Annotated in this window: 21 protein-coding genes; 8 read left to right on the forward strand and 13 right to left on the reverse strand. The window is 70.6% G+C overall.

Going from position 1 to position 18,166, the window contains the following annotated elements; all coding sequences use genetic code 11:
* From OGL88_RS04960 to OGL88_RS04980, 5 genes are all read left to right on the forward strand, one after another.
* The gene (locus OGL88_RS04960) at nt 1-939 is read left to right on the forward strand and encodes a cation-transporting ATPase (RefSeq protein WP_263090170.1); all 939 of its coding nucleotides are present in this window, start codon (nt 1-3) and stop codon (nt 937-939) included.
* A 216-nt stretch (nt 940-1,155) separates the two neighbouring features.
* Nucleotides 1,156-2,823: an ABC transporter substrate-binding protein gene (locus OGL88_RS04965; protein ID WP_205462926.1), complete on the forward strand. Its 1,668-nt coding sequence runs from the start codon at nt 1,156-1,158 to the stop codon at nt 2,821-2,823.
* Nucleotides 2,820-4,562: a dipeptide ABC transporter ATP-binding protein gene (locus tag OGL88_RS04970; RefSeq protein WP_263090171.1), complete on the forward strand. Its 1,743-nt coding sequence runs from the start codon at nt 2,820-2,822 to the stop codon at nt 4,560-4,562. The genes OGL88_RS04965 and OGL88_RS04970 overlap by 4 nt, the downstream gene beginning before the upstream one ends.
* The gene (locus OGL88_RS04975; RefSeq protein WP_205462925.1) at nt 4,559-5,494 is read left to right on the forward strand and encodes an ABC transporter permease; all 936 of its coding nucleotides are present in this window, start codon (nt 4,559-4,561) and stop codon (nt 5,492-5,494) included. The genes OGL88_RS04970 and OGL88_RS04975 overlap by 4 nt, the downstream gene beginning before the upstream one ends.
* Entirely contained in the window at nt 5,491-6,489 is a 999-nt protein-coding gene (locus OGL88_RS04980; RefSeq protein WP_263090173.1) for an ABC transporter permease, read from the forward strand. Before OGL88_RS04975 ends, OGL88_RS04980 begins: the two co-directional genes overlap by 4 nt.
* A 1-nt stretch (nt 6,490) precedes the next feature.
* Here OGL88_RS04980 and OGL88_RS04985 read toward each other — a convergent pair whose 3' ends face one another.
* The 5 genes from OGL88_RS04985 to OGL88_RS05005 form a co-directional block, all read right to left on the reverse strand.
* The gene (locus OGL88_RS04985) at nt 6,491-7,468 is read right to left on the reverse strand and encodes a squalene cyclase (protein ID WP_263090175.1); all 978 of its coding nucleotides are present in this window, start codon (nt 7,466-7,468) and stop codon (nt 6,491-6,493) included.
* A 134-nt stretch (nt 7,469-7,602) separates the two neighbouring features.
* Nucleotides 7,603-8,922, reverse strand: a complete 1,320-nt coding sequence (locus OGL88_RS04990; RefSeq protein ID WP_263090177.1) for a GNAT family N-acetyltransferase — start codon at nt 8,920-8,922, stop codon at nt 7,603-7,605.
* Nucleotides 8,923-8,951: 29 nt separating this feature from the next.
* Nucleotides 8,952-10,427: a cryptochrome/photolyase family protein gene (locus tag OGL88_RS04995; protein ID WP_263090179.1), complete on the reverse strand. Its 1,476-nt coding sequence runs from the start codon at nt 10,425-10,427 to the stop codon at nt 8,952-8,954.
* A 38-nt stretch (nt 10,428-10,465) separates the two neighbouring features.
* Nucleotides 10,466-10,828: a hypothetical protein gene (locus OGL88_RS05000; protein WP_131879510.1), complete on the reverse strand. Its 363-nt coding sequence runs from the start codon at nt 10,826-10,828 to the stop codon at nt 10,466-10,468.
* 27 nt (nt 10,829-10,855) lie between these two features.
* Nucleotides 10,856-11,395, reverse strand: a complete 540-nt coding sequence (locus OGL88_RS05005; RefSeq protein ID WP_263090181.1) for a hypothetical protein — start codon at nt 11,393-11,395, stop codon at nt 10,856-10,858.
* A 280-nt stretch (nt 11,396-11,675) separates the two neighbouring features.
* Here OGL88_RS05005 and OGL88_RS05010 point away from each other — a divergent pair, with 280 nt between their 5' ends.
* Nucleotides 11,676-12,170, forward strand: a complete 495-nt coding sequence (locus tag OGL88_RS05010) for a GNAT family N-acetyltransferase (protein WP_263090183.1) — start codon at nt 11,676-11,678, stop codon at nt 12,168-12,170.
* A gap of 320 nt (nt 12,171-12,490) precedes the next feature.
* On the opposite strand, the gene OGL88_RS05015 is transcribed toward OGL88_RS05010, so the two are convergent.
* Together OGL88_RS05015 and OGL88_RS05020 are read right to left on the reverse strand one after the other, a co-directional pair.
* Nucleotides 12,491-12,694: a hypothetical protein gene (locus OGL88_RS05015; protein ID WP_205462918.1), complete on the reverse strand. Its 204-nt coding sequence runs from the start codon at nt 12,692-12,694 to the stop codon at nt 12,491-12,493.
* A gap of 78 nt (nt 12,695-12,772) precedes the next feature.
* Nucleotides 12,773-13,327 (reverse strand): DUF6578 domain-containing protein, encoded by a 555-nt coding sequence (locus tag OGL88_RS05020; RefSeq protein WP_263090186.1) that lies wholly within the window; start codon nt 13,325-13,327, stop codon nt 12,773-12,775.
* Nucleotides 13,328-13,557: 230 nt separating this feature from the next.
* On the opposite strand from OGL88_RS05020, the gene OGL88_RS05025 reads away from it, so the two are divergent.
* Nucleotides 13,558-13,782: a cold-shock protein gene (locus tag OGL88_RS05025; RefSeq protein ID WP_263090187.1), complete on the forward strand. Its 225-nt coding sequence runs from the start codon at nt 13,558-13,560 to the stop codon at nt 13,780-13,782.
* Nucleotides 13,783-13,976: 194 nt separating this feature from the next.
* Here the strand turns inward: OGL88_RS05025 and OGL88_RS05030 are convergent, their stop codons facing one another.
* A complete protein-coding gene (locus OGL88_RS05030; RefSeq protein ID WP_263090188.1) occupies nt 13,977-14,495 on the reverse strand; it encodes a hypothetical protein in 519 nt (172 codons plus the stop codon).
* 50 nt (nt 14,496-14,545) lie between these two features.
* On the opposite strand from OGL88_RS05030, the gene OGL88_RS05035 reads away from it, so the two are divergent.
* Nucleotides 14,546-15,157 carry a hypothetical protein gene (locus OGL88_RS05035; RefSeq protein ID WP_263090189.1) on the forward strand — a complete coding sequence of 204 codons (612 nt, stop codon included), beginning with the start codon at nt 14,546-14,548 and terminating at the stop codon, nt 15,155-15,157.
* 53 nt (nt 15,158-15,210) lie between these two features.
* Here OGL88_RS05035 and OGL88_RS05040 read toward each other — a convergent pair whose 3' ends face one another.
* Genes OGL88_RS05040 through OGL88_RS05060 form a run of 5 tightly spaced genes read right to left on the reverse strand, consistent with a single transcriptional unit; the run spans nt 15,211 to nt 18,071 of the window.
* Nucleotides 15,211-15,351, reverse strand: coding sequence for a hypothetical protein (locus OGL88_RS05040; protein ID WP_165901085.1), 141 nt, complete (start codon nt 15,349-15,351; stop codon nt 15,211-15,213).
* Between the two features lie 17 nt (nt 15,352-15,368).
* Nucleotides 15,369-15,896: a hypothetical protein gene (locus tag OGL88_RS05045; RefSeq protein WP_263090190.1), complete on the reverse strand. Its 528-nt coding sequence runs from the start codon at nt 15,894-15,896 to the stop codon at nt 15,369-15,371.
* Between the two features lie 11 nt (nt 15,897-15,907).
* Nucleotides 15,908-16,585, reverse strand: a complete 678-nt coding sequence (locus tag OGL88_RS05050; RefSeq protein WP_263090192.1) for a signal peptidase I — start codon at nt 16,583-16,585, stop codon at nt 15,908-15,910.
* Complete coding sequence (locus OGL88_RS05055) at nt 16,582-17,478, reverse strand: hypothetical protein (RefSeq protein WP_205462910.1); 897 nt, start codon at nt 17,476-17,478, stop codon at nt 16,582-16,584. The genes OGL88_RS05050 and OGL88_RS05055 overlap by 4 nt, the downstream gene beginning before the upstream one ends.
* Entirely contained in the window at nt 17,475-18,071 is a 597-nt protein-coding gene (locus OGL88_RS05060) for a TasA family protein (protein ID WP_205462909.1), read from the reverse strand. Before OGL88_RS05060 ends, OGL88_RS05055 begins: the two co-directional genes overlap by 4 nt.
* Nucleotides 18,072-18,166 lie beyond the last annotated feature (95 nt).

Below are 18,166 nucleotides of genomic sequence, written 5' to 3' on the forward strand. Positions count from 1 at the left end.
ATGGCGAACTTCAACCGCATCCTCGGCATGGCCTCGAAGGTCATCGACAAGCAGCTCCAGAAGCGTGGGCAGGGGGACGGTGCGCCCGGCAACGGTGCGCAGCGCGCCGGCGGGACCGACTGGCGTGACGTCGTCCGCGGCGCGGCAGACCGGCTGACCGGCGACGACCGAGGCCAGCAGCGGCCGCCGCAGCAGCAGTACGGACAGCCGCAGCAGTACGGCCAGCCGCAGCAGTACGGCCAGCCGCAGCAGTACGGCCAGCCGCAGCAGTACGGCCAGCCGCAGCAGCAGCACGGCCAGCCGCAGCAGCACAGTCCGGCCGACTCGGACAAGGTCGCGCTGGCCAAGTACGACTACCTGCTCCGCACCTCGTCGCCGGACCAGCTCGAGCAGGTCCACCACGACGCCTTCGCCCGCCTCACCCCTGCGCAGCGGCAGCAGGTGCGCAACCGCCTGAACTCCGAACTCCCGCCGCACGAGCACCTGCGCGACGACTCGGCCGGCGGCATGGCGCGCGCGATGACTCGCGGCGAGGTCCGCCGTCCGGGCCTGATCCGCCGTGTCCTCGGTGGCTCGAGCAACGGCAACGGCAACGGCGGTGGGCGTGGTGGCGCCTTCGCCGGCGGTGCCGCGGTCGGTGCCGGTGCGATGGCACTCGGGGGCATCGGTGTCGCGGTCGCCGGGGGAGCGGTTCTCAGTGCCGCCGCCGGACCCGTGCTGGCAGAGGCCGCGAACCTCGGCGTCGACTTCGAGGGCATCGCCTCGGGCATCGGCGACCTCGGACTGGCCGACCTCGGTGCCGACCTCGGCGGCGGCTTCGAGGGGATCGCGGGCGAGGGCGAGCAGCTCCTCGGTGGCCTCGGTGAGCAGGCGTCGGGACTCGGCGAGCAGGCCTCGAACCTGGGCAACGACTTCCTCGGGGGACTGTTCGACCGCTGACCCACGCCCTCGGGTGGACTCGGTGCAGATCCATCGGGAATAGACGGACGTCGCACGGCACTTGGATTGTTTCGTCGTGCGACGTCTGTCGCACGCGGGATTCGGACGGGCGACCGCCGCGGTGTCAGGATGGACGCCGCCCGGCGACCCGGTCCGTGCAACCACAGCGGCTGCAGCACGGTCGCCACCACCCTTCCCACGAGGAGCACCACCGTCATGAGACGCCCGAACCGCCTGACGATCACCGCGGCCGTCGCCGCAGCAGCAGCCCTGGTCCTGACCGGCTGCTCGGGCGGCAGCTCCTCGGACGACGCGGCGAACGGCACGGCCAAGGGCGGCACGCTCAACATCCTGCTGCCGCAGACGGCGTTCCACCTCGACCCGGCGACGAGCCAGAGCCTGGGCATCACGTCACTCGCTCTCGTCGCGCGGCGCCTGACCACGTGGGACGTCGAGCCCGGCAAGACCGCGAAGGTCGTGCCGGACCTCGCGACGGACACCGGGAAGTCCAGTGACGGCGGCAAGACGTGGACGTACACGCTGAAGGACGGGCTGAAGTTCCAGGACGGCACCCCGATCACCACGAAGGACATCAAGTGGGGCATCGAGCGCTCGTTCGCTCCCACGCTGACCGGCGGCCTGAGCTACCACAAGTCGCTCCTGGTCGGCGGCGACAGCTACAAGGGTCCGTTCGACGGCAAGACCCTCGACAGCATCGAGACCCCGAACGACAAGACCATCGTCTTCAAGTTGAACAACGCCTACGGTGACTGGCCCTGGCTGGCCTCGATGCCCGCGTTCACCCCGGTCCCCGAGGGCGACGGCACGGACACGGGCGCCTACGACCTGAAGCCGGTCGCGTCCGGTCCGTACCAGGTGCAGTCGAACACGCAGGGCACGCAGGTCACCCTCGTCCGCAACAAGGAGTGGAGCGCGAAGACCGACGACGTCCGCACGGCCGGCCCGTCGAAGATCGTCTTCAAGGAGAGCCAGGACCCGTCGACCGTCACGCAGACGCTGATCGCCGACAACGGTGACGCGAAGGACTCCTTCGGTGCGGGCTACCTGGGCGCAGCCGAGCTGAACCAGGTGCGGAGCAACCCCGCCGCCCAGGACCGCCTCGTCACGTCGAAGGCCGGCCCGATCAACTACATGGCGATCAACACGCAGAAGGGCTCGCTGAAGGACCTCAAGGTCCGTCAGGCCCTGCAGTACGCCGTCGACAAGAAGTCGTACCGGATCGCTGCGGGTGGCGCGCTCGCCGGTTCCTACGCCACGACCCTGATCACCCCGGGCATCGCGGGCCGCGAGGACTACGACCTGTACAAGCCGGGTGCGAGCGGTGACGTCGCCAAGGCGAAGCAGCTGCTCAAGGAAGCGGGTGTGTCCGACCTCAAGCTGACCCTGGCAACCCAGAACGACCCGACCTACCTCGCGCAGGCGCAGGCGCTGCAGGCCGGCCTGAAGCGTGCGGGCATCACCGTCACGCTGAAGCCGCTCGACACGGACTCGTTCTACACCGCCACGACCGACGGCACCGACTTCGACCTCGCGCTGTTCAGCTGGCAGCCGGACTTCCCGAGCGCGAACGCCAACATCCAGCCGCTCTACGACTCGTCGCAGATCGGTGGCGGCGGCTACAACGTCTCGAAGTACAGCAACCCGAAGGTCGACGCGCTGATCGAGAAGGCCAGCGCCACCGTCGACCAGCAGGACGCGCAGAAGCTCTGGGTCGAAGCCGACAAGGCGATCATGGCCGACGCGCCGATCGTCCCGCTGACGTACGCGAAGCAGTCGTTCCTCGCTGGTTCGAACGTGCAGAACTTCCAGGTCGCGGACTTCCCGGCGTACCCGAACTACCTCAAGGTCTCGCTCGCGAAGTGAGTTCGCCGCTGCTCGAGGTCGAGGGGCTCCGCGTCGCGTTCGGCGACGCGGAGCCCGTCGTCCGTGACGTCTCCTTCACCCTGACCCCCGGTCGTGTGCTCGCCCTCGTCGGGGAGTCCGGTTCCGGCAAGTCCGTCAGCGCCATGAGCGTGCTCGGCTTGCTGCCGCCCGAGGCGCGGGTCTCCGGCAGCGTCCGGTTCCGCGGCGAGGAGCTCGTCGGCGCCTCCGACGACACGCTCCGTGCCGTTCGCGGCGCCGGGATCGGCGTCGTGTTCCAGGAACCGATGAACTCCTTCACGCCGGTGCTGTCCATCGGCACGCAGGTCGCCGAGGCGATCCGGGCGCACCCGACGGGCCTCGATCGTGCGGCGGTCTCGGCGCGCGTCGACGAGCTCCTGCGTGCCGCAGGCCTCACCGACCCCGAGCGGATCCGCAAGGCGTACCCGCACGAACTGTCCGGCGGGCAGCTGCAGCGCGCCATGATCGCGATGGCCCTGGCCGGGGATCCGGTCGCGCTGATCGCCGACGAGCCGACGACCGCCCTCGACGTCACGGTGCAGGCCGGCATCCTCGACCTGCTGCGCCGGCTCGGTCGCGAGCGCTCCCTGGCCGTCCTGCTCATCACGCACGACATGGGTGTGGTGGCGGACGTCGCGGACGAACTCCTGGTGATGCGCCGCGGCGACCCCGTCGAACACGGCACCGTCGCCGAGGTCTTCACGCACCCGTCCGCCGACTACACGCGCGAGCTCCTCGCCGCAGTCCCCAGCCTGGAGGCCCGTCCCGCGTCCGCCACGCCGGCTGCGGACCCCGAGACTCGGCCTGGACGACAGGACGCGGCCCCCGGGACGCACGCCGTGTCGTCGAACGCGAGTCTCGCCACGACCGAAGCGAGTCTCGCGGAGACGAGCCGCGCCTCCCCACCGCTGGTCGCGCAGCTGCGCGACGTCGCCGTGCGGTACTCGCGTCGCGGCGGACCGACCGTGACGGGCATCGACCTGGACCTGCGGGCCGGCGAGACCGTCGGGCTGGTGGGGGAGTCCGGGTCCGGCAAGTCGACCATCGGACGCGCGCTCGCGGGCCTGGTGCCCGTCGTCGCCGGCTCGGTCGAGGTCGACGGCAGTGACCTGCGCACCGCCAGGGGCCGACGGCTCCGCGAGCTCCGCAGCCGCGTCGGCATCGTCTTCCAGGACCCGGCGTCGTCGCTCAACCCGCGGCAGACCATCGGCTGGAGCATCGCCGAACCGCTCCTCGTGCACGGGACGGCCTCGGCGGCCGACCGTGCGGAACGCGTCCGTGACCTGCTGACCGCCGTGCAGCTCGACCCGTCGTGGGCCGAGCGGTTCCCGCACCAGCTCTCCGGCGGGCAGCGCCAGCGGGTCGCCGTCGCGCGGGCGCTCGCGCTCCGTCCGGCACTCGTCATCGCGGACGAACCCACCTCGGCGCTCGACGTCACCGTGCAGGCGGCCGTGCTCGACCTGCTCGCGCAGCTGCAGGACGAGTTCGGGTTCGGCATGCTCCTCATCAGCCACGACCTCGCCGTCGTCCGGCAGCTCGCCGATCAGGTGCTCGTCCTGCACGACGGTCGCGTGGTCGAGCGGGGGACCACGGACGCCGTGCTCGACGACCCGCAGCAGGACTACACACGCATGCTGCTCGCAGCGGCGCCCGTCGCCGATCCCGTGCGACAGGCGGCCCGCCGCGAAGCCTGGCGCGTCTGGGAAGGAGTGTCCTCGTGACCGCCAACGTCGTCGAGCGCCCCGTGGCCTCGTCCGGACGCACCACCGGCTTCCGCGCCGTGGTGCGCCGCGTCCGTCAGGACCGCTGGGCCGTGACCTCGGCCGTCGTCATCGTCGTGTTCCTCGTGGTCGCCGTCGCGGCGCCGCTCATCAGTGCCGTGACCGGGCAGGACCCGTACGGGTACAACATCGACGCGCTCAACTCGTTCGGAGCGCCGAAGGGCTTCGGCGGGGGGATCAGCGGCGAGCACTGGTTCGGCGTCGAGCCGCTGACGGGTCGCGACCTGTTCGCGATCGTGACCTACGGTGCCCGGACGTCGCTCGGCATCGGGCTCGCCGCGACCTTCCTGTCGATCGTGATCGGGGTGCTCGTCGGCGTCACCACCGGCTTCTTCGGCGGCTGGTACGACCGGGTGCTCTCCCGTGTGGTCGACGTGATCTTCGGCTTCCCGTCGCTGGTCTTCATGATCGCCCTCACCGCGATCGTGCCGACGTCGTTCCCGAAGCCCGTCCTGGTCGTGCTCGTCATCGGGTTCTTCGGCTGGCCGTCCGTCGCCCGCGTGGTCCGCGGCCAGACACTGTCGCTCGTCAGCCGGAACTACGTCGTCGCCTCCACCGCGATGGGCGCCGGCCGGTGGCACGTCATCCGCACCCAGCTGCTGCCGAACCTGGCGGCGACGATCACCGTCTACGCGACGATCTCGATCCCGTCGATGATCGGAGCCGAGGCGGCGCTGTCGTTCCTGGCCGTCGGCGTGACCCCGCCGACGCCGTCGTGGGGCCGCAGCATCGGCGACGCCGTCGGCTGGGTGCAGACCGACCCCATGTACCTCGTGTTCCCCGGAGTGGCCCTGTTCCTCATCACCCTCGCGTTCAACGTGCTCGGCGATGCCCTGCGTGACGCCCTCGATCCGAGAGGAGCACGCCGATGAGCACGTTCCGCTTCATCGCGATCCGCGTCCTCGGTGCAGCCGTCGTGCTGCTCGTCGTCGCCGCGATCACCTACGCACTGTTCATGCTGCTGCCGACGAACCCTGCGCGTGCGATCTGCGACAAGCCCTGCACGCCGGACCGGCTGCGCGAGGTGCAGGCGTTCCTGGGCACCGACAAGCCGTGGATCGCACAGTTCGGCGCCTACCTGGCGGGGATCTTCACCGGTCGGACGTTCGGCAGCGGCGCGTCCGTGATCACCTGCGCCGCACCGTGCTTCGGGTACTCGTTCCAGCTGCACGAGAGCGTCACCGAGCTGATCCTGTCCCGCCTGCCCGTCACCGCGTCGATCGCCGTCGGTGCCGCCGTGCTCTGGCTCGTCGCCGGGGTGTTCGGCGGAGCCGTCTCGGCACTCCGTCGCGGCACGTTCGTCGACCGGGCCGTGATGACCGTCGCGGTCGCCGGGGTCTCGTCGCCGGCGTACCTGATCGGGTTGCTCGGCATCCTGCTGTTCGGGTTCGTGCTCGGCATCCTGCCGACGAGCGGGTACGTCGCGTTCACGGACGACCCGGTCGGCTGGTTCACCCACCTGATCCTGCCGTGGTGCGTGCTCGCGTTCATCAGCGCCGCGATCTACGCCCGTCTGACCCGTGGCGAGATGCTCGAGTCGATGTCGCAGGACTTCGTGCGCACCGCTCGGGCCAAGGGGGTTCGGGAGCGCCAGGTCGTCGTGCGGCACGGACTGCGCACCGCGATCCTGCCGGTGGTGACGCTGTTCGGGCTCGACCTCGGGTCACTGCTCGGCGGCGCGGTCATCACCGAGAAGGTGTTCTCGATGCAGGGCCTCGGCGCGCTGCTCATCGATGCCGTGCACACCCTCGACCTGCAGGTCGTCGTCGGCTTCACGTTGTTCTCGGCACTGCTGATCGTCACGGCGAACGTGATCGTGGACGTGGTCTACGCGTTCGTCGACCCGCGGGTGCGGCGCCGGGCGTAGCTCAGGGCGCGTCCCACCAGCGCAGCACACGGGTGCCGTACAGCGTGAGCCACTTCGACGGCTCGCCTTCGGGGACGTCCACCTCGAACCACTGCCGACCCGGCGGCCGGGTGCCCTGGGTCCACGTCCCGTCCTCGTTGCGGGCGGCACGGACGACCTCGATCGCCTCGGTGGCGCGAGGGTCCGGCGCGGTGCCGTCCGGCAGCCCGGCCACGCGCAGGTGGTCGGCGACCCGCAGCGCCGAGTAGATCCACCGCAGCGGGTACGCGAACCGGGTCGCCCACGGCCCGACGAGCTCGCCGTCGTGCTTGCGGAACAGCAGTCTTCGTTCGAGCAGGTACTCGGTGCCGCGGTGTCGAGCCGCTCGGAGTTCCGCCGCGCGCGGGTGGGTGCCGCCGGTCAGCTGCTCGTGCTGCAGGAGCCCCTCGATCACGTTGAGGGTCGAGTGGAACGACGACACCGTCGACCCCTCGATCCACTCGCAGTTCCAGCCGCCGTCGTCGAGCTGGTGGTCGAGGAACCAGTCCGCCAGTTGACCGACGTCGGCACCGAGCCAGGCGCCGTTCGCCAGGGTGAAGGCGTTGATGCAGCAGTCGACCTCGCCGCTCCAGTAGGGCAGGTCCTCGTACTCCCAGCGGCTGTTCGTCGCGAGCCGTGCGGCCGTGTCCCCGAGGACCGCGGAGTCGAGTCCCCAGTCGCGCAGGGCGTTCAGCGACCAGGTCGTCGCCGTGTAGGGCTGTCCGGGCTCGTCCGCCTCGGGACCGTCGAAGTCGAAGTCCGCCGGGAAGTACGCGCCGCCGGCCCACTGCCCGTCGGGGTCCTGGTGTGCGAGCATCGCCGCCCCGAGGCCCTCGGTCGCGACCCGTGCCCGGGTCTGCTGCCACACGGACGGCGGCGCACCGGTCAGGTCCCGCTCGACCTGCCACCGGAGTGCCGGGTCCGCGTCGAGCAGCCACTCGACCACCGCGTCGTCGCTCATGGCGCGGAGGCTACGCCGTGCGGCGCACGCGCGGTCGTGTGGGGGCGGCTGGTGCGAGGTTGTTCACTCCGTGCGGGGGAACAACCTCGCACCGAGTGAACAACTCGGCACCGAGCGACGACCCGGGCGGTGGATCAGAAGTAGGTGATGCCGTGCGGGGTCCGAGGGGGCAGGAGCATCGCGCGCAGCAGCTCGACCGACGCGGGGTCGGCAGCGCGGACCAGGCCGGCGGCGGCCAGGGTGACGGGCGAGACCGAGCCGATGAGCAGCGCACCGAGCTCTGCCACGTCGAGCTGGACGTCGGAACCGGCCACGTCGGCGTCGTCGGCGATGCGCGTGACGCTGCCACGGGCCTCCTGGACGTCCAGCCGGTACGTGCCGGTCGTGTGGCCGAGCGCATCGGTGACCGCGAGTGTCAGCGAGCCGTCGACGGCGAACGGCCGCGACTCGAGCACCGCGGCCACGTCGAGGACGCGCAGCCAGACGTGGTCCTCTTCGTGGTCGACGTCGTAGGCGCGGTTGTCGCCGAGGGCCGCGACGATCGGGTCGTCGAGCCGCGAGCGGTTGTACTTCACGACGTCGTTCAGGTCGATCGACAGCAGGAACTCCCACAGTGCCGTGTAGGCCTGGTCGTCCGCGTAGACCAGATCGACGATCTCGAGTGCGGTGTCGGAACCCCGGTCCTCCTTGACGCGCCAGGTGACGTAGCCGTCGATCTCGTCGGTGCCCTCGGCACGGTGCACCGCCGCACGGACGTCCTTCGCCTTCTGCCCGTCGTTGCCGAGCAGTCCGAAGACGACCGGCCAGGTGCCCGCGTTGCGGACCATCGAGCCGGGCGTGCGGGTGTGGAAGCGCTCGAAGACCGCCTTGCCGGGGCCGTCGGCGAGCCACTGCGGCGTGACGACGGACACCGAGCCCGACGTCGGGGCGAGGAGGGGGAGTGCGCGTTCGCGACGCACGCGCACCGCACGCTCACGGATCGCGCTGCCGAAGCCGAAGCGGCGGTAGATCGTGCCCTCGGACGCGGTCAGGGACGCCACGGCGTAGCCCTCGGCGACACCGCGCTCGAGCGCGTGCGTCATCATGCGGCGCAGGATGCCGCGGCGACGCTCGGTGGGTCGGACCGTGACCGCGGAGATGGCCTGCGTGTCGACGGACGAACCGTCGCCCCAGCTCAACGCCTTGCGGAACCACGTGAAGGTGCCGGCGGGCCAGGTCTCGTCGACGGAACCGGTGAAGGGCTTCTGGACGTAGACGCCCAGGAAGGTCTCCTCGTCGGCGATGAAGTGGGACGCCATGCGGGCTGCGCCTTCGGCGTCCGGATCGGCTTCGTGGAACCCGAGGCCGACGGCCTGCATCCACGCAGCCGTCTCGGCGTTCGGTGCCCCCTCGTGATCCGTCCCGGGCGCGAACTCGCGCAGCTCGTAGCGGTCGTCGAATGCCTCGTTGCTCACGCTCACGACCCTATCGGGACCGGGTGACGTCACGGCAAGGTGCGACGGGCCTCCTGCGCGACGACCTCGTCGAGGTCCGCCAGCGACCGCATCTGCTGCAGCGGGCGGGCCATCCGGTGGTTGTCACGGAGCGCCGGTTCGACCCGCGACAGGAACGCCCAGTACCCGGCCGTGAACGGGCAGGCGTCATCCCCGACCCGCTTCGTCGGGTCGAACCGGCAGCCCCCGCAGTGGTCCGACATGCGGTCGATGTAACGACCGCCCGACGTGTACGGCTTGGTGGCGACCATCCCGCCGTCGGCGTGCTGGGACATGCCGATGATGTTCGCGGGCATCACCCAGTCGGTGCCGTCGACGAACACGTCGGTGAACCACTCCGTCAGGTGCACCGGGTCGTAGCCGCGCTGCAGTGCCCAGTTGCCGAGCACCATGAGGCGCTGGATGTGGTGCAGCCAGCCGTGGTCGTGCAGGCCCTCGATCGCGGTCCGCACGCAGACGGCCTCGACCTCGGACGCGTCGAGCTCGCGCCACCAGTCGGGCAGCCGTCCGTGCGCGCCGAGGGCGTTCTCGGACGCGCCGTAGTCGTCGCCGAACCACCAGTAGAGGTGCCAGACGTAGTCGCGCCAGCCGGCGACCTGGCGGACGAAGCCCTCGACGCTGGCGAGCGGGGCGGCCTCGGTGCGGTGTGCTTCGAGGGCGGCGTCGATCGCCTGCCGCGGATCGAGCACTCCGAGGTTCATCGGCACGCTGAGCAGCGAGTGCGCCATCGTCCAGTCGTTCGTCAACGTGGCGTCCTCGAACGGCCCGAAGTCGCCCAGGCGCACCGCGACGAAGTCGTCGAGCGCACGCTGGGCCTCGTCCGCCGTCACCGCGAACCGACGGGTGTCGTCGCGGCCGACGAACCGGGCGGTGCCGTCCCGCTCCCACCGGTCCAGATCGTGCCGCACCTGGTCGTCGATGTCGTCCTCATCCGGCCACCACGGCTCGGGCAGCCCGAGGGTCGCCGCGCCCTTCGGCGGCGGCTCGCGGTTCTGGTCGTCGAGGCTGAACTTCCCGCCGATCGGCTTGCCGTCGCGCAGCAGCCAGCCCTCGCGGCGCCGGACACGCTCGTAGTGGTCCTCCATGCGGAACCGACCCGTGCCCTGGGCCGCCCACTCCGCGAAGTCGTCCTCGTCGGTCACGAAGCCGCGGCTCGGCAGGATCACGGTGCCGCGGCCCCAGTGGCGGATCTGCGCGCGGAGGGTGCGGGACGGCGGATCGATCGCCTCGAGGTCGTCGCGGCCGGTCAACGCTTCGCGGAGGGTGTCGACCTGGACGTGCTCGGCACGGTCACCGAGTTCGTGGACGCGGTGGCGCAGGGCGCTCAGCCACAGGTGGGCCTTCGCCCGGTGGACGGGGCGAGCGGTGAAGAACTCGCGTGCCTCGACGACGAGGGCTGGGCCACCGTCGTCGAACAGGGGTCCGTACTGGCCCGGCAGGACCAGGCGACGACGTTCGGTGGGCATGGGTGGACCGTACCCAGCGGGTTGGGCCGAACTGTCAGTCAGGGGCGTTCGTCGACGAGGGCGATGAACCGGCTGCCGATGCCCTCGACCTCACGCCGGGTGAGCCCCGCGGTCGGTTCCGGCGCCTGGTACGGCTCGTGGTAGTCGCACATCAGGTAGTCCCACTCGGGCCACCACTTCTTCGGCCGCGCTTCTTCGGCGAACGCGCAGACGACGCATTCGAGGCGGACCCAGACCTTCTTGGCACCCGTCCGGTTCGCCCGCGACTGCGCGAGCCACGCCGGCGGATCCTGTTCGATCGCGTCGAGTTCGGCTTCGCTGAGACGCGAGGGGATTCCGTGGTGGGTCGCCATCTCGAGGGTGATGTCGAGTCGAACGGCGGCGTCGCGTCGGGAGAGCATCCGACCAGATTAGGTTCTGTCGGGGGCTCAGTGCCCGTCGAGGGCGTGGCATCCGCCGTCGAGGACCCAGCCCGCGGTCGTGACCTCGGCCGTGCCGTCCCGCTGGACCTCGCCGATCAGGCAACCGGACATCTCGACCTGCGCCTCGAACAGCACCTTCTCGCCGGTCTGCGTCGTCACGATCCAGCGGTTCGGTGCTCCGACGCCGTCGAGGATCCTCTCGATCGCCGGCTGCAGGACCGGGGTCGGCTCCGCGGCGACCTCCCGCACCACCTGAGCGCGTGCGACGTCGAGCGCCGCCGCCGACTCCGCGCTCAGGTCGGTGCGGTCGTGGTGCCGCTCGTTGAGCCCGTACTGCGGTGGGCTGTCGGCGCCGGGGCCGGCGCCGTCCCCGGAAGCGGCGTACGTGCCCGCGGCGCCCGTCGGCTCTCTGGTCGTGGTGCCGGTCTGCGCGCTGCTCGTCGACGGGCCACCGGAGGCCGGGCCGCTCTCGGTGGCGCAGCCCGTCAGCAGGATCAGCGCGAGCAGCGCTCCGGTCACCGATGCGGTCGTTCTGTGGTCCCCCATGAGCGGCATCCTGACAGAGCGCGGGGGAGAGCACGGAGCTCGTCACCGGATCGTGATGCGGGAGCGTGGCCGCGACGTCGCTCCCGGGCAACCCGGGGACGATGAGGGCCACCGCGACGATGACCTTCCCGGCAGCATCGGCGGGGCCGAAGATCATCCTTGCGATTCCGAACAGGGTCAGCCAGTTGGTCACGCAGACAGTGGCGGCCGCCGTCCCGGCGGCCCACCGGCGTGAGACGCATTCCCACCCCGAGACACCCGTGATCGATACGGTCGGGACATGGGAGAACGCCAGCTGCGCGCCGTGGTGATCCGACCGGCAGTCGCCGATGACGCGGAGAGCATCGGACGCGTCCACGCCGCATCCTGGCGGGAGACCTACGGTCACCTCGTCGACGACCCAGATGCCAACCCATGGTTCGACGTCGATCGGCGTAGCGAGATGTGGCGGTCGAACCTCGACGAGGCGACGTTCTCCACCGCAGTCGCGGTGGACCAGACGGGCGTCGTCGGGTTCGCCGCCGTACAAGCCACCCCGGAGCCCGACGCTGGTCGCCCTGAAGAGCTCACCATGCTCTACGTCCTCGCGCGTGCGCACGGAGGCGGAGCTGGTCAGGCACTTCTCGACGCCACACTCGGTGGACGACCGGCATCGCTCTGGGTCGCCGCCGACAACCCGCGCGCTCATTCGTTCTACCGACGGAACGGCTTCACACCTGACGGCAGCACGTCCAGCTTCGGCCCCATCGAGACAACCGTCCGACTCGTCCGCTGATCGACCGAACAACCCGCCGCATCCACCTTGTAGCGTGACCGCATGCTCTCTGCAACATCCTCCACGGAGGGCCAGGGCAATCCAGTGCTCAGCATCCTTGCGGTGCTTCTGTGCATTGGCTGCAGCCACATCCTTGCTTCCCGGTGGGCCAAGACGATGAGCCTCGCGGACAGGTGACTCCCGGCGCCTGGGTCGTCATCGGCGTCGTCGTGGCATTCGTCGTCATCACCACGATCTTGAACGCGACCGGGGTGTGGTGACTTCGAACAGATCGACAGGATCGGCTTGGCCTCTTACCTGGAGGAGGTCACCAGGATCGCCTAACGGTCGCGCTTCGTTCCGCGAAGAGCGGATCGCCACAGTCTGAAGCCGGTGTAGAGCAAGAGGGCGCCGAAGACGATGTTCAGAACCGCGAGCAGGACGTCGAGGTCTGGACGGCTCAAGCGCACGATGGACGTCACGATGAAGATGAGCCCGAACACGATCGCACCTGTGCCCAGTACTTTCGCGCTCACGGTGTCCATTCGCTGAAGCTACTGCTTCCGAACGCCCAGCGAGCGACCGGCTTCCGGATGGCAGCGTCGCCGCGGACGAGGTACCCATCAGCTTCGGACGCGGACGATCCACCCGATGATGTCGCCGCGGTGCGGTCGGCGGTCGGACAGTGACGAAACGCTGTGCTGCTGCCCGCCGTTGGTCTCGGGCACGGAGACGCCACGGCTGTCCGGATCGTTGACGAACCGCACCGAGACCTGGTCGATGCGAACGATGGCTCCGCGGAGGTCTCTCCGAGTCGCTCGATCCACTTCGGTGAGTTCGTCGGCGGAGAAGTCGAGCTGCAGCGGGACGTTTCGAGGCACCTTGAGGATGCGGCCGACCCACAGCTGGTCCATCGCGTACAACGCCCAGGCGATCTCATCGCCGACCGCTACGACATAGCCGTCTTCCTCGATCTGCCACTCGGTGAGCCAGACGTCTGACTCCCCTTCCCTGAGGGCTGGCACCGTGTCCTCGGGCGGCACCGGCGGCGTCGGCGTTCGTGGGACAAGTGACGGACGAGTGACTCCCGACGCGGACCCGAAGATCGACTCGTACAGGCGCCGGGGCATCACGACTCTGTCCGACCGCGGGCGCTCCGGCTCGTCCTCTGGGCGCATGGCATCAGCCTAAGCCTGCCCAACGAACGAAAGCCCGCCCAAGCAGCCGAACCGTCCGGCTGCCGATCGTCGATCGGGACACCGCGACGCCGGGCCGTGCGGCACGGCCGGGCGTTTCGTGGTGCGCCAGCCAGATGCGCGTCAGATCAGCGGCGAACTGCGTGAGGAGACTGGCCTTGAGGCGAGCATCGGCGATCTGCCCGGACCACGCTGCGCGGTAACGTGCCCTCGTGCAGAACGTCGAAGGCGAGTGCGTCTGGTGGAGCGATGAAGACGGATGGGGTGCGCTCCGTTCGGACGATGTCGAGTCGGAGGTGTTCGCGCACTTCTCGAACCTGAGCATGGACGGGTGTCACACGCTCCAGCCCGGGGATCGCGTTCGGTTCGACGTCGAGCCGTTCCCACCGGGGCAGGACGGCTACTTCTTCCGCGCGCACGACGTCACGCCCGTCTGAGCCGTGCGGGGACGGGTAGACCGTTCCGCGCCTGCGGATCCGCGGCCTCAGCATGCTGCACACGCTCGGCTCGCACGGTGGAGCCGACGCCTTCGCTTCGACGTCGCGGTGGTCGGGAGGCGGCTTGGTTCGCCGGGGAGGTGTCCGCAGTGCGGGAAGCCGTCCACCAGCCAGTCGGCTGGCGGACGCCCTGCTCAGTGCGTCTGCGCCGCGAGGTCGGCGTAGGCGGCGGCGTACCAGCTGACTGTCGAGTCGCCCGACGTGGGCCCGATGGTGATCGAGTCGGCCGACGTCACGACGTAGAGGTCTTCGTCGTGGCCGCACTGGACCGAGCGCGCCGCGAGTTCCCTGCCGGTGTCTGCGCCGTCGGCGATGCGACCGCCCCAGACGGCCATGCGGATGGTTCCGTGTCCCTGGCAGGCGACGGACACGCGGACGTGTGCGCGCTCGCCGCCGTCTGCGACGCCCAGGGACAGCCGACTGGATGCGTCGTTGGTCCCGGCACCAGCGCCGAGTTCACCGGGCTGTTCGGCCCACCGATCCCGGACGTTCTCCATCCAGGCGGAAGCGTCGTCGACCGGCGTCGCACGGCCGGAGCAGGCGTTGAGCGACACCACGCTCACGAGCGTCAGCCCGATGACGCTGCTCCATCGGCCGCGGCGAAGGTGGTCGTGCGCAGACGAGGCATTCATGTCGATCACAGTGTCGCGCACGCCGGCCGCTCCCGCACCCTCCCGTTCTGGCGTCGTACGCTGGGCGAGTGGTGAGCGCGATCGTCCTCGTGATGGCCGAGTACATGGTCGACGACTCCCCGCTCTGGTTCCGCGGGTCGCGCGAGTGCACCGGGAGCGTTGATGCTGGAGCTCTCGGGCTGAGCAGGCCGCTGCGCGACGACCTCCGGGCGTGGAACGACGTCTTCGATTCCCGCGGGGAGCCCGACTTCGACTGGCCGTCCGGAGCGGTCCGTGACGCTCATCGCGTCGAAGCGTTCGTGCTCGCGAGCCGTGTGCAACTCGAGCTCGGCGACAACGCTCATGTCTGGTGCGGAGCCGGCGGCGGCATCGACACGGTGGCCGAGGCGGGTAGTGCCGTCGTGCTGCCGAGTGCACGACCCGGAACCGATGTCGAGTTCTTGCGTGACGGGGAGCGGGACGTCCGGACGGCACGCGCCGCGGGTACTGGTGATGGCACCGCCAAGGCGATCGTGCACTGGCGTGCCCTCACCGAACGAGCCGGGACGCCGTTCGGTGATGCCGAGACCCGCCCCGTCGGGCTCCGGACGGCGGCGCGCATCCAAGCCGATGTCGGCGTTGGCGCCCAGGTCGTCTTCTTCGCCGGCGCATCGGGGCCGTACCGGCACGACGAGTTCGACTGAACGCACGACGCGCGGCTGGAGCACCACATCGTTGCTCCGGCCGCTGTCCTGCCTCAGTAGTCGGGGTCCTGCCGGTCCTGGTCCTGCCAGGGGAGCATCCGGCCGGCGACCAGCGACAGGACGCCTCCGAACATGAAGACGAGCAGCACCGCCCACCAGGGGTTGCGTCGTTCGCGCGGCTGCTGTCCGTCCATGCCGTCACGATAGCGGGTCAGTCGGTCGCACCCCGCGGTGGTTCGACGAGCAACCCGACGCGATCGGCCAGGTAGTCGGCGAGCGGGACGGCGGAGCCCGCGGCCGGTGACCAGCGGACGAGCGGCACGTCGTCCTCGACGAAGAGCACCCCGGTCGAGCCGACGAGCGTTCCGTCCAACGCGACCGCCGTGGCGCCGTGGTTGACAGTGTCGCCGGCCGCGAAGTGTCCCTTCGCCGCAGCAGCGCGGTAGGCCCGACGGACCTCGGCCGAGACCGACTGGAACTGCGCTCGGCCTGGATCGGTCACACGGGTGATCGACCCGGTGGCCCAGACCCGACCGCCGGACTCGAGCGACGAACCGATGAGCAGGGCACCGACGCGCCACACGCGACCGAGCGGCCGCATGGTCGCTTCGCGGCGGATGCCGAGCACCGCCTTCGGCTGCGCGTACTCGCCGAGTGCCTCGTCCGGCACCCCGGCGGCACGGAGCTGTCGTGCGGCGTCGTCGAGCAGTTCCCTCGCTCGCTGCACTCCGTCGGTCACGTCCACCGAGCCTAGACCGGAGCCTGCCCCGAACCCCGGTGCGATGCGTTGCGTCGCCCGTGACCGGACGTCGCACGCCGCCCGCGACCGGACGTCGCACGTCGCCCGTGGCCGGTCGTCGAATGTCGCCGGCGGGCGGCCGCGACGGTGCCGATGGTGATCATCACGCCGCCGTACGCCAACAGGACCCCGGCGACGGTCGGGATGAGCCAGCTCCGCGACCCGTTGACGAGCTGGTTGACGACACCGATCTCGGGGATGCTGTACCAGACCAGGCCCCGGATCTGCGCGGCGGAGACGGGGTGCGGGTCGGCCTCCGCGTTGTTGTCGCCCTTGAGGACGAAGGTGCGTTCGCCGTTCGACGCCGAGGACACCGAGACCACGCGGTGGCTGATGACGGCAGGCTGGCCGGAGACGATCTGGTAGGTGACGACGTCGCCCACCTCGATGTCGTCGACGGCGGTGGGACGGACGACGAGCAGGGTGCCCGGGGGCAGCGTCGGCTCCATCGACTGGGTCAAGACCGTCAGCGGCATCGAGCCGGTGGCCTTGGGCACCACGATGAGCACGACGGCGAGGGCCGCGACGAGCAGGAGCAGTCCGGTGCTCACGCCGAGGACGACGGCGTGCACGACGGCGCGCGCGCCGGAGCGCTCGGCACGTTCGGGACGGGCGGTCGCGCGGGTCATGCGCCACACCGGATCGCCGCGCCGTTGTTCTGCGTGAAGAGCGTGACCGGGCCGCTGCCAGCGACGGTCGAGGTCGGGTTGCCGGCGCTGTCGAGGACCTTGACGGTCACGGTGAGCGTCCCGGAGGTGCCGGCGCTCGCCGGGACGTCGTTCGGGGCGATGGTGATGAACGCCGAGTAGTCCTGCGCCTTCTGGCCGACCGCGGTGGTGCCGACGAAGGCGCCGTACCAGGTGTCCTTCGGTCGGTTCGCGGCGTCCCAGCGCACCTCGACGTACCAGCCGTCGTGGTCCGTGCAGACCAGAGCGGGACCGGTGTCCGCGGCCGTCGCCGGGGTGGTCAGGGTGAAGCCGCCCTGCACGACGCCCGAGGTCCAGCTGCCGCTCGCCACGGTGAGGTTCACGTTCACGGTGGCCGTGGCGGACGCCGGCGCCGAGGACTTGGGCGTGCTGCGAGTGCACCAGATGGCCGAGGCGCCGGCGGCGAGCTTGGACGTCATGCTCGGCAGCGACGCCCAGGTGCCGGTGACCGAGCCGCTGCCGACCGCGGTGCTCGTCGTGCACGCTGCTGTCGAGGCCACGGGCCACGCGACGACGGTGACCGCCTGGGCGAGTGCGGTCGAGCTACCGGAGACGACGGACACGGTGGTCGTCGCGGTGCCAGCGAGGGAACCGGAGTTGGTCAGCGTGATCGGCTTCGTGACCGACGTCACCGTGGACGAGAAGGTGGTGGTCAGCGCGCTCGTGCCGGCGATCGAGGCGGAGACCTTGCCGATCGTGACGCTCGCGGCCGTGGTGCCGGACGCGCTCCACAGTGCCCAGGCGGCGCTCGATCCGCCGCCGACGAACACGGCGGTGAGCAGCACGGCGACGACGAGTCGGAGGCGGCGGTTCATGCGGAGACCTGCGTTCCGGTGACGGTGAGGGTGAAGTCGGTGACGGCTCCGGACACGCTCTGCGGCGCGTCGGCGTCGAGGACCAGCTCGACACAGCCGACCGTGCTCGCGCCGGGCTGCAGCGTGAACGAACTGGCGCCGGTGTCGAAGGCGGCGAGACGGCCGCTCGCGCCGGACAGCCCGGCGGTGCAGGCCGCCGCCGACGACACGTTGGTCAGTCGGAGCGTCAGCTCGCCGAGCACGGCCGCCGACGACGCGTTCGTCGCGGAGGCGACCTTCGTGGACGTCGTGGCGACGCGCATCGACAGCGGGATCGAGCCGGTGTTCTTCACGGCGAAGGTGCCGGTGACTCCGGTACCCGGTCCGAGGACGGTCGTGTTCATCGTCGACAGGGTGCCGACGGTGATCGTCGCCGTCGCGGACTTGACGGTGGTGGCCGCGGTGCTGGCGGTGCCGTTCCAGAGGGCGTAGGTCCCGCCGACGCCGAGCAGTGCCGTGGCGACCGCGACGACCAGGGCGAGTGCGACGGGCAGGACCCACCGGTGGCGTCGCGCCGCGCGGTGGCGGCCCGCCGTCGTCGGTGTCCCGGTCATGTGCGTCCCCTGGTGCTCGTGAGCCTCTGCTGGTGCGGACCACACGTGGCCCAGACGGACCACAAGGGGCCCAGACGGGCCACAAGGACCCGGGC

This window comes from Curtobacterium sp. RIT-PI-V, assembly GCF_025642935.1.
In the GTDB taxonomy this organism is placed as follows: domain Bacteria; phylum Actinomycetota; class Actinomycetes; order Actinomycetales; family Microbacteriaceae; genus Curtobacterium.

Excerpts from the sequence above, each read along its gene's own strand:
- OGL88_RS05040 (WP_165901085.1), bottom strand. The coding sequence starts at position 15,351 with ATGGACGGACAGCAGCCGCGCGAACGACGCAACCCCTGGTGGGCGGTG.
- OGL88_RS05020 (WP_263090186.1), bottom strand. The coding sequence starts at position 13,327 with ATGCGCCCAGAGGACGAGCCGGAGCGCCCGCGGTCGGACAGAGTCGTG.
- OGL88_RS05055 (WP_205462910.1), bottom strand. The coding sequence starts at position 17,478 with ATGAACCGCCGCCTCCGACTCGTCGTCGCCGTGCTGCTCACCGCCGTG.
- OGL88_RS04985 (WP_263090175.1), bottom strand. The coding sequence starts at position 7,468 with ATGAGCGACGACGCGGTGGTCGAGTGGCTGCTCGACGCGGACCCGGCA.
- OGL88_RS05015 (WP_205462918.1), bottom strand. The coding sequence starts at position 12,694 with ATGGACACCGTGAGCGCGAAAGTACTGGGCACAGGTGCGATCGTGTTC.
- OGL88_RS05010 (WP_263090183.1), top strand. The coding sequence starts at position 11,676 with ATGGGAGAACGCCAGCTGCGCGCCGTGGTGATCCGACCGGCAGTCGCC.
- OGL88_RS04965 (WP_205462926.1), top strand. The coding sequence starts at position 1,156 with ATGAGACGCCCGAACCGCCTGACGATCACCGCGGCCGTCGCCGCAGCA.
- OGL88_RS05060 (WP_205462909.1), bottom strand. The coding sequence starts at position 18,071 with ATGACCGGGACACCGACGACGGCGGGCCGCCACCGCGCGGCGCGACGC.
- OGL88_RS04995 (WP_263090179.1), bottom strand. The coding sequence starts at position 10,427 with ATGCCCACCGAACGTCGTCGCCTGGTCCTGCCGGGCCAGTACGGACCC.
- OGL88_RS05005 (WP_263090181.1), bottom strand. The coding sequence starts at position 11,395 with ATGGGGGACCACAGAACGACCGCATCGGTGACCGGAGCGCTGCTCGCG.
- OGL88_RS04980 (WP_263090173.1), top strand. The coding sequence starts at position 5,491 with ATGAGCACGTTCCGCTTCATCGCGATCCGCGTCCTCGGTGCAGCCGTC.
- OGL88_RS05050 (WP_263090192.1), bottom strand. The coding sequence starts at position 16,585 with ATGACCCGCGCGACCGCCCGTCCCGAACGTGCCGAGCGCTCCGGCGCG.
- OGL88_RS05000 (WP_131879510.1), bottom strand. The coding sequence starts at position 10,828 with ATGCTCTCCCGACGCGACGCCGCCGTTCGACTCGACATCACCCTCGAG.
- OGL88_RS04960 (WP_263090170.1), top strand. The coding sequence starts at position 1 with ATGGCGAACTTCAACCGCATCCTCGGCATGGCCTCGAAGGTCATCGAC.